Genomic DNA, 8,439 nt, shown 5'->3' with positions numbered 1-8,439 from the left:
CATACGAGATGTAGCTCCGTCTCGTGGGCTCGGAGATGTGTATAAGAGACAGGTCCCCGACGTCCCCGGCGTCCCCGGCGTCCCCGGCGTCCCCGGACGGAGGTTCCCGGACGTCGTCCGGCGACGGCGGTCGGCCGCCCGCCTCCAGCTTCTCCCGCACCTCGGCCGCGGCCCGCGCCACGACGAGCCCTGCCACGACGGTCCCGGCCGACCCGTAGGCGCCGGTGTCGTACCCGGAGGTGGCGGTGTCGGACTGGACCAGCCGCACCCGTTCGGGCGCCACGCCGAGTTCGGTCGCCGCGATCTGCACGAGCGCGGTCGACGTCCCGTTCCCGAACTCGGCCGTGCCGACGTGCACGGCGAAGGTTCCGTCGGCGTGCGCCGCCACCCGCGCCTCGGACCGGTGCCCCCGCGGCGGCAGCGTGGCGATCATCCCGACCGCGATCCCGCTCCCGACGCTCCACTCCCCGGCGGGTGCCGGTCCGCCGAGAACGACATCACGGTTGGTGTTGACGCCGACATCGACCGTGATGTCGTTCTCGGCGGCGGTCGGGGCCGCTCCGGCGTCGGGGATGGAGAGGCCGAGCTGGCGGTCGACGATGTCGAGGCACTGGTCCAGGCCGTAGGAACCGAACTCCAGGTCGCCGTCGTCCAGGTGGCCCGTGACGAACGGGTCGCCGGGACGCACCACGTTGCGGCGGCGGAGCTCGACGGGGCTCAGCCCGGTGCGTGCGGCGAGTTCGTCCATGGCCTGTTCGACGGCGAACTGGATCTGGCCGAGCCCGTACCCGCGGAACGCCCCCGAGGGCAGGTTGTTCGTGTAGACGGCCTCCCCGTCGACCCTCTTGGCCGGGGCGCGGTAGACGGCCACGGACTCGTTGAGCCCGTGGAACAGGACCCCCGGAGCGTGGTTCCCGTAGGCCCCGGTGTCGGAGAGGGCGTCGACGGCGAGCGCCGTGAGCCGGCCGTCGTCGTCGGCGCCGAGGGTGACGGTGACGCGGATCGGGTGGCGGCAGGGGAAGGTGGCGAAGGCCTCCTCCCGGCTGGGTTCCCACTGGACGGGGTGGCCGGTGCGCAGCGCGGCGAGGGCGACGAGGTCCTCGAGCAGCATCTCCTGCTTGCCGCCGAACCCGCCGCCCACGCGCGGCGCGACGACGCGGATGGTGGTCGGATCGCGCTCCAGCAGCCGGGCGAGCTCGTCGCGGACCAGGAACGGGACCTGGGTGGAGGTGCGCACCACGAGCGTGCCGTCGGGCGCGACGTGCGCGCGGGCCGCGTGGGTCTCCAGGCTCGCGTGCGCGACGCGCGACGTCGTCCACGTGCCGGTGACGGTGTGCGCGGAGGTGGCGAGCGCGGTGTCGACGGCGCCGCGGACGGGGTACTCCTCGTGGAGCTGCGCGACGACGTTGCGGGCGGGGTCGGCGATGCGAGAGGCCGCCGGGTCCTTGTCTGCGTGCAGCAGCGGGGGCGGTGCGGGCGTGGGACCGTCCGCGGTCCGGGCCGGTTCCGGGTCGACGGCGGTCCGACGCGCCTGTTCCGGGTCGTGGACGGACGGCAGGAGTTCGTACTCCACGTCGACGAGGGCCAGCGCCTCGCGAGCCTGCCGGGGCGACTCGGCGACCGCGACGGCGACTCGCTGACCGCGGAAGCGGAGCACCGGGTCGAGGATGCGGGTGTCGTCGGGGTCGTCGGTGCGGTGCTCGTGCCGGCCCGTCGAGTAGAGCGTGCCGGGGACGTCCGCGTGGGTGAGGACCAGGTGGACGCCGGGAGCGCGGCGGGCGGCGTCGGCGCCGATGCGGGTGATGCGGGCGTGGGCGTGCGGACTGCCGAGCACTGCGACGTGCAGCAGGCCGGGCGGCGCGGGTTCGTCGAGGGTGTAGGGCTCGCGGCCCGTGACGACCCGGGCGGCCGCGGGCGCACGCACGGACCGGCCGAACGCAGCGGCGGACCCAGCGCCGGACCCAGCGGCTGACCCGGTGGCCTCGTCCGTGTTGACGCGTCCGGCGAGGGCGTCCCGGATGGAGCGGTACCCGGTGCAGCGGCACAGGTTCCCCTTCCACCGTTCGGCGTCGGCCTCCGAGCCTGCCGGTCCGGGCGCTGCGCTCCCCGCGCGCTCCGCGGCGGCGGTGACGACCATCCCGGCGGTGCAGAAGCCGCACTGGAAGCCGGCGGCCTCCATGAACGACCGCTGCACCGGGTGCGGCTCCTCCGGTGTGCCGAGGCCCGCGGCCGTGGTCACGTCCGACTCCGCCGCGCGGTGGGCCGGGACGAGGCACGAGTGCACGGGGGCGCCGTCGAGCAGCACGGTGCAGGCACCGCAGTCACCGGCGTCGCAGCCGCGCTTGACCGCGGTGGCGCCGTGTTCGCGCAGATAGGTTCGCAGGCACTGGCCCGGGCGGGGTGTGTCGGCGGTCTCGGTTCCGTCGATCCTCATCGTCTTCCTCCGCTCGGTCGCGTGGTTCCGCCGGTCGTCATGAGAGTTCCTCCAGCACCTCGTGGCTGAGCCGCCGGGTCATGGCGGCGCGCCAGTCCGGGGAGCCGTGCGGGTCGTCGTACCAGTCGCCGACCCGGTCCAGCGCGGTGTCGAGCGCGTCGTGGTCCCCGGCAGGGACCGGGAGCGTGAGCGGTCGCGGCACGGAGGCGGTCACGACGATCCGGACCGTCCGCACGGCGGGGTCCGCGCCGTCAACGCCGCCGGGCGCGGCGCCGGGCGCGGCGCCCGGCGCGCCACCGGGTGCGGCGCCCGTGACCAGTACCGCCGAGCGGCCGAACGCCGTCAGGCTCAGTTTCCGTGCCGCCGTGCGCGCCGCGAGGCCGCCCGGCGGGACCCGGAGGGCGCGCAGGACCTCGCCGCCGGCCAGCGTGGTCCTGCCGGGGCCCGTGATCAGGTCCGCCACAGGCGTGGTCCGGGTGCCGCCGTCGGGCGTCCAGATCTCCGCGGTGGCGTTCAGCGCGGCGAACAGCGCCGCCATCGGGCCGGCGGGGAGGCCGAGGCACAGGTTCCCACCCACCGTCGCGGTGTGGGCCACCTTGAAGGACAACAGGAAGGCGGAGACGCAGGGGGCCACGAGCCGCAGGCCCGGGTGCTGCTCGGCGGCCGACGCCGCCCGGTCGCGCAGCGTCGCGATCGTGCAGGTCGCGGCGACCTCCAGGTCGCCGCCGGACACGGACCACGGATCCCAGCCGAGGCCGAGGAGGTCGACCAGTCCCGTCACCCCGGGCGTGACGGGCTCGGAGTACAGGAACGTTCCCCCGGCGAGCAGCCGCTCGCCGGGTCGCAGCGCCAGGTCGGCGCGTTCGCGTGCGATACGCACGCCGTCGATGTCCAGATCCATGAGTCCTCGTGTCAGTTCCGTTCCTGCTGGTTCGCGGACGCCGTCCGGCCCCGGACCGCGGCCGGCGGCCACCGTCCCCGGCGGCCCCCGTCGGCACCGGGCCCGCCGGCGGCCGTGTCGTCAGCCCTCGTCCAGCTCCCCGAGTTCGGCGTACAGGGCGTCGACCTCGGCGATCCGGGCGGCGCCGGGGCCCGTCCGGTCGAGTACGAGGTCGGACAGCGTCGCGGCGAGGCTCATGGGCACGGCATGCGAGTCGAAGGCGCCCTCGTAGCCCACCGGGCACTCGATCCACCAGCGCACGCGGGCGGCGAGACGGCGCAGTGTCGGGTCCGCCAGGAGGAGCACGGGGACCCCGGCCTCGACGAGCCGTTCGACGGCGGCGGCGGTCCCGGCAGGGTGCCTCCGGAACGAGACCACCACGACGACGTCGTCCCGCGTGGCGCCCACCAGGTCCTCGGCGAGCGACTGGCCCGGCGACGGGGCGAGGATCACCCCAGGCCGCACCTGCGCCAGGTTGCGCCGGAGCTCGGCCGCCACCGGATGGCTGCCCCGCCGCCCGACCACCAGCACCTGACGGGCGCGCGCGAGCGCGTCGGCGGCTTCCTCCAGGGCCGTCTCGTCGAGCGCGGCGTAGGCGCGCTGCAGATGCTCGGTCTCCCGCCGGACGCGGGAGGCCAGGCCCGCCGGCGGGGTCACCGTCATCGGAAGGCCCCGGCCGCGCTGCTCGCGCAGGTCCTCGCGCAGGTCCTCGAAGTCGTCGTAGCCGAGACGCCGGACCAGCCGGCTCATCGTCGCCTTCGACACCCCGGCGAGCTCCGCGAGCTCGGTGGCACGGTAGGCGGCCAGCTCGGAGATCCGTTCCAGCAGCAGGTCGGCGGCGCGCGCCTCCTGCGGGGACAGGTCGGCGTACCGTTCGCGCACGCGACGTTCGAGCGCCATCACGGCGCCGTCCCCCCGGTCCGGGCGCCATCGGCCGGCACGTCCCGTCCGGCCCCCGTGCCGGGCACGTCCCGGGCGACGGCCAGCACCGCTGCTTCGAACGCGTCCAGGGCCACGGCGACGTCGTCCTCCCGGACCGACTCCGCCGGGTGGTGGCTGATGCCGTCGTGGCAACGGATGAACAGCATGCCCACCTCCGTCACGGCCGCCATCGCCATGGCGTCGTGCCCGGCGGGACTCCAGAGTCCGGGGACGTCGTGGCCGGGCGCCACGGCGCTCCCGGCGGCACGGATGCCGTCGGCCACCGCACGGCTGAGCCGGTCGGAACAGATGGCCGACGGCGCGCGATGCGTCTCCGCGACGTCGAACGTGACGCCGCGCCGGGCGCCGATCTCCTGCCCTGCGGACTCGACGGCGGCCACGAGTGCGTCCCGCGCGGGGTCGTCGACGGCCCGGACGTCGAGCGTCAGCTCGGCGACGCCGGGGATCACGTTGACCGCGCCGGGGCGTACGTGCACGTCCCCCACGGTCGCCAGGGCCCCGGCCGAGCGGGCGAGTCGCTCCGCGGCCAGGACCACCTCCGACGCGGCGGCCAGCGCGTCCCGGCGCCGCTCGTACGGGGTGCCGCCCGCGTGACGTGCCTCGCCGGTCACGGTCAGGACGAACCGTCGCGCACCGGCGATCGAGGTGACGTACGCGAGCGGCAGGTCGGCGGCCTCCAGGCGCGGGCCCTGCTCGATGTGCGCCTCCAGGTACCCCACCAGGTCCTCGGGCCGACGAGCCGCCTCGCCGACCCGCTCGGGGTCCAGCCCGAACCGCTCGAACGCCTCGCGCACGGTGACGCCGTCCGCGTCACGGCGGTCCCACCAGGCCGGATTCCATCGGCCGGCCACCGCACTGCTGCCCATGAGTGCCGTACCGAAGCGCGCGCCCTCCTCGTCCCAGAACCCGGCGACCTCCAGCGCGAACGGCAGCTCGGTGTCCCGCAGCCGCTCGGCGACCGCGATCGCCAGGACCACGCCGAGCGGGCCGTCGAACGCGCCCGCGTCCGGGACGGTGTCCAGGTGCGACCCCAGCACCAGGACCGGTACGCCGCGTGTGCCCGGCTCCTGGCGGGAGCCGGGCGGTCCGGGCCGCTCGGGGGCGCGGCGTCCCCACAGGTTCCCGGCGGCGTCGGTCTCGGTGTCCAGGCCGGCATCCCGCATCCAGCCCGCGACGGCCGTGTTGGCCGCGGCGTGCTGAGGCGTGAGGTAGGTGCGCTCCAGCCGTTCCGGGCTCGCGGAGTAGGAGGTCAGGTCGGCGCAGCGGTCGAGCACCCGGCGTGCGGTCGTCATCGGTCTCCCTCCAGGCCCGCCGACACGGCGTCGGCGGGCGTGTCGTAGGCGGCCAGCGCCGCGTCCACCCCGCCTCCTGCGGGGACGACGGCGCCGGCACGGCGCAGCACGTGCTCCAGCCCGGCGAGCGTCGCGAGGACGGCGTCGCGACGCGCCCCCGTGCCCATCACGCCGACCCTCCAGACCTGCCCGTGCAGCGGCCCGAAGGACGTACCGATCTCGATCCCGAAGTCCTCCAGCAGCGCGGCGCGGACGGCGTCACCCCCACCGGGATCGGCGCGCAGCCGATCCGGGATGCGCACGGCGACGACGTTGTTCATCCGGAACCGGTCGTCGCCGAACGTCTCCAGGCCCAGCCCGCGCAGGCCCGCGACCATCGCGGCACCGTGCCGGGCGTGCCGTGCCGCCCGTGCGCCCACGCCCTCGGCACCGATGAGCCGGGCACACTCACGTGCCGCGTAGAGCATCGACGTGGCCTCGGTGTGGTGGTTGAGGCGGCGCGGGCCCCAGTAGTCCATGATCTGTGCGAGGTCGAGGTAGTTGGACGCGATGCGCCGGCCGGCTGCCCCCGCGTCGTCGTCGGCCCGGATCCCGGCCTCCACGTGCCGACGCGAACGGATGCGCGCGGCAGCACGCTCCGACAACGTGACGGGCGCGCTGCCCGACGGTCCTCCCAGGCACTTCTGCAGCCCCGCCGTGGCGACGTCGATCCCCCAGGCGTCGGTCTCGAAGACGTTGCCGCCCAGGGTCGCGGTCGCGTCCACGTACAGCAGCGCGTCGTGGTCGCGCGCGATCTGGCCGAGCGCCTCCAGCGGCTGCGCCATCGTGGTGGACGTGTCCCCGTGCACGACGGCGACCACCCGCGGCCGCACCTGCCCCACCACCTCGGCGACGCGGTCCGGGTCCACGACCGTCCCCCACTCCGCCTCGACCAGGTGCACGCGGGCTCCCGCCCGCTCCGAGATCTCGGCGAGCAGCTGCCCGAACCGCCCGAACGACGGCACGACGACGTCGTCGCCGGGCTCCAGCAGCGACACGAGCGCCGCCTCGATGCCGGCGCGGGAGGTGCCGTCCACGAGGAACGTCTGCTCGTTGGCGGTGCGCCACACCTCGCGCCACAGGCCCATGGTCTCGGTCATCGTGTCGGTCATGAAAGGGTCGAACTGGCCCACCAGGGGTGCGGCCATGGCCCGCAGCACGCGAGGGTCGGCGTCCACGGGCCCGGGCCCCATGAGGAGCCGGGGCGGCGGGTTGATCTGGGATGTCATGGGGTCTCCTCCCCGGTCTGCCACGCTGGGTCGCTGCCCGGCCGGGCGAGCAGCCGGCCGCCGCCGCGCACGTGCTCGAAGTCCGGTACCGGGTGCCTGGCGCCGTCGTCGAGCTCGCCGTGCGCCACGGCGTCGGAGATCGCGTCGGCCACGATGTGGCCGCCCAGGATCGTCGCGTGGATCGAACCGTCGACGGTCCTGCCGTCGTAGGCGCTGATCGGGTTGCGGTGGGCCAGCCCGGCAGCCTCGATCGTCCGCGTCTCGCCGGGGCGGTACACGAGCAGGTCCGCGGCCGCTCCCTCGGCGATCACGCCCTTGGGCCGGTCCGCGGTGTCGAGACCCACCAGGGCGGCCGTGGCGCGCGACGTCCAGCGGGAGACGTCGGCCAGCGGCACGCCCCGGCGCCTGGCCGCGTCCGCGAGCACGACGAACCCCGTCTGGAGACCGCTGATCCCGCCCCAGGCCTGCTGGAGATCCACCTCACCACGGCGCTTGGCACCATATTTTTCGGTGACCGTGGCGGGCGAGTGGTCGCTGACCACGCAGTCGAGGATGCCGTCGCGCAGGCCGTCCCAGAGGGCGTCCTGGTTGCCGCGGTCCCGGATGGGCGGGCAGCACTTGAAGGCCGGGTCGCCGGCGGGCACGTCCTCGGCGGCGATCGTCAGGTAGTGGTGGCACGTCTCGGCCGTGACCGGCAGGCCCTCGGCCTTCGCCTCGGCGAGCAGGTCGAGGACCCGGGCGGAGGACACGTGCAGCACATGGGTGCGCGTCCCGGTCTCCCGGACGACGTCGAGCAGCCGGGCGACCGCGGCCGTCTCGGCCTCCTCGGGGCGGGAGACGAGGAAGTCCGCGTAGGCCGGGCCCGGCCGTGCGGGGGCGGCCGCCAGCACGGCGGGGTCCTCCGCGTGCACGATCATCAGCCCGCCGAACCGGGCCAGGCGGTCCATCGCCACCAGCAGCTCGTCGGGGCCCAGCGGCGGGAACTCGGGCACGCCGGAGTCGGCGAGGAAGCACTTGAACCCGAACACGCCGGCGTCCCAGAGCGGTTCCAGATCGTCCTCGTTGCCGGGGACGGCACCGCCCCAGAAGCCGATGTCGCAGGCCAGAGCGCCACCGGAGCCCCCTTGCGCGCCGGAGCCCGGCGCGTGGCCGGCCGCAGCAGCACCGGAACCACCGCCCGTGCGGCGAAGGCCGGCGCCGCGCCCGCCCGAGGCCGGGGATGCGAGCATCCCGGCCGAGCGGGCGGCCCGCCGCTTGACCTCCAGCGCCTCGACGGAGGTGGTGGGCGGGATCGAGTTCAGCGGCATGTCGACGACGGTGGTGACACCGCCGAGCGCGGCGGCGCGGGACGCGGACAGGAAGCCCTCCCACTCGGTCCGGCCGGGCTCGTTGACGTGGACGTGGGTGTCGACCACGCCAGGCAGCACGACGGCGTCGCCCGCCCGCAGGACCTGCCCGGCAGGAGCGGGCGCCGCCGGGACACCGAGCATCCCCTCGTCGCCCGCGGCGACCTGGTCCGGGTCGGAGGCACCCCACCACACCTGGACGATCCGGTCGCCCTCG

At 75.5% G+C, this 8,439-nt stretch carries 6 protein-coding genes; all 6 read right to left on the bottom strand.

All coding sequences use genetic code 11. The features are described 5' to 3' along the window. On the bottom strand, positions 1–2,434 hold a 2,434-nt coding region (locus HGK34_RS19160; protein ID WP_201850399.1), incomplete at its 3' end, for a molybdopterin-dependent oxidoreductase. Positions 2,435–2,471: 37 nt separating this feature from the next. Then, entirely contained in the window at positions 2,472–3,335 is an 864-nt protein-coding gene (locus HGK34_RS19155; RefSeq protein ID WP_201850397.1) for an FAD binding domain-containing protein, read from the bottom strand. Positions 3,336–3,455: 120 nt separating this feature from the next. Continuing rightward, a complete protein-coding gene (locus tag HGK34_RS19150) occupies positions 3,456–4,274 on the bottom strand; it encodes a MurR/RpiR family transcriptional regulator (RefSeq protein WP_201850395.1) in 819 nt (272 codons plus the stop codon). Then, positions 4,274–5,608, bottom strand: a complete 1,335-nt coding sequence (locus tag HGK34_RS19145; RefSeq protein ID WP_201850393.1) for an allantoate amidohydrolase — start codon at positions 5,606–5,608, stop codon at positions 4,274–4,276. The genes HGK34_RS19150 and HGK34_RS19145 overlap by 1 nt, the downstream gene beginning before the upstream one ends. Then, a complete protein-coding gene (locus tag HGK34_RS19140; RefSeq protein WP_201850391.1) occupies positions 5,605–6,876 on the bottom strand; it encodes a pyridoxal-phosphate-dependent aminotransferase family protein in 1,272 nt (423 codons plus the stop codon). Before HGK34_RS19140 ends, HGK34_RS19145 begins: the two co-directional genes overlap by 4 nt. After that, positions 6,873–8,366 carry an amidohydrolase family protein gene (locus HGK34_RS22985; RefSeq protein ID WP_372433163.1) on the bottom strand — a complete coding sequence of 498 codons (1,494 nt, stop codon included), beginning with the start codon at positions 8,364–8,366 and terminating at the stop codon, positions 6,873–6,875. The genes HGK34_RS19140 and HGK34_RS22985 overlap by 4 nt, the downstream gene beginning before the upstream one ends. Between the last annotated feature and the right edge of the window lie 73 nt (positions 8,367–8,439).

The sequence above is a fragment of the Myceligenerans indicum genome, from assembly GCF_016742955.1.
GTDB lineage: Bacteria > Actinomycetota > Actinomycetes > Actinomycetales > Cellulomonadaceae > Myceligenerans > Myceligenerans indicum.
This window is presented reverse-complemented; position numbering and strand designations above follow the sequence as displayed.

What these genes read in the sequence shown, in the direction of transcription:
- HGK34_RS19140 (WP_201850391.1), bottom strand. Translation starts at nt 6,876, where the DNA reads ATGACATCCCAGATCAACCCGCCGCCCCGGCTCCTCATGGGGCCCGGG.
- HGK34_RS19155 (WP_201850397.1), bottom strand. Translation starts at nt 3,335, where the DNA reads ATGGATCTGGACATCGACGGCGTGCGTATCGCACGCGAACGCGCCGAC.
- HGK34_RS22985 (WP_372433163.1), bottom strand. Translation starts at nt 8,366, where the DNA reads ATGCTCGGTGTCCCGGCGGCGCCCGCTCCTGCCGGGCAGGTCCTGCGG.
- HGK34_RS19145 (WP_201850393.1), bottom strand. Translation starts at nt 5,608, where the DNA reads ATGACGACCGCACGCCGGGTGCTCGACCGCTGCGCCGACCTGACCTCC.
- HGK34_RS19150 (WP_201850395.1), bottom strand. Translation starts at nt 4,274, where the DNA reads ATGGCGCTCGAACGTCGCGTGCGCGAACGGTACGCCGACCTGTCCCCG.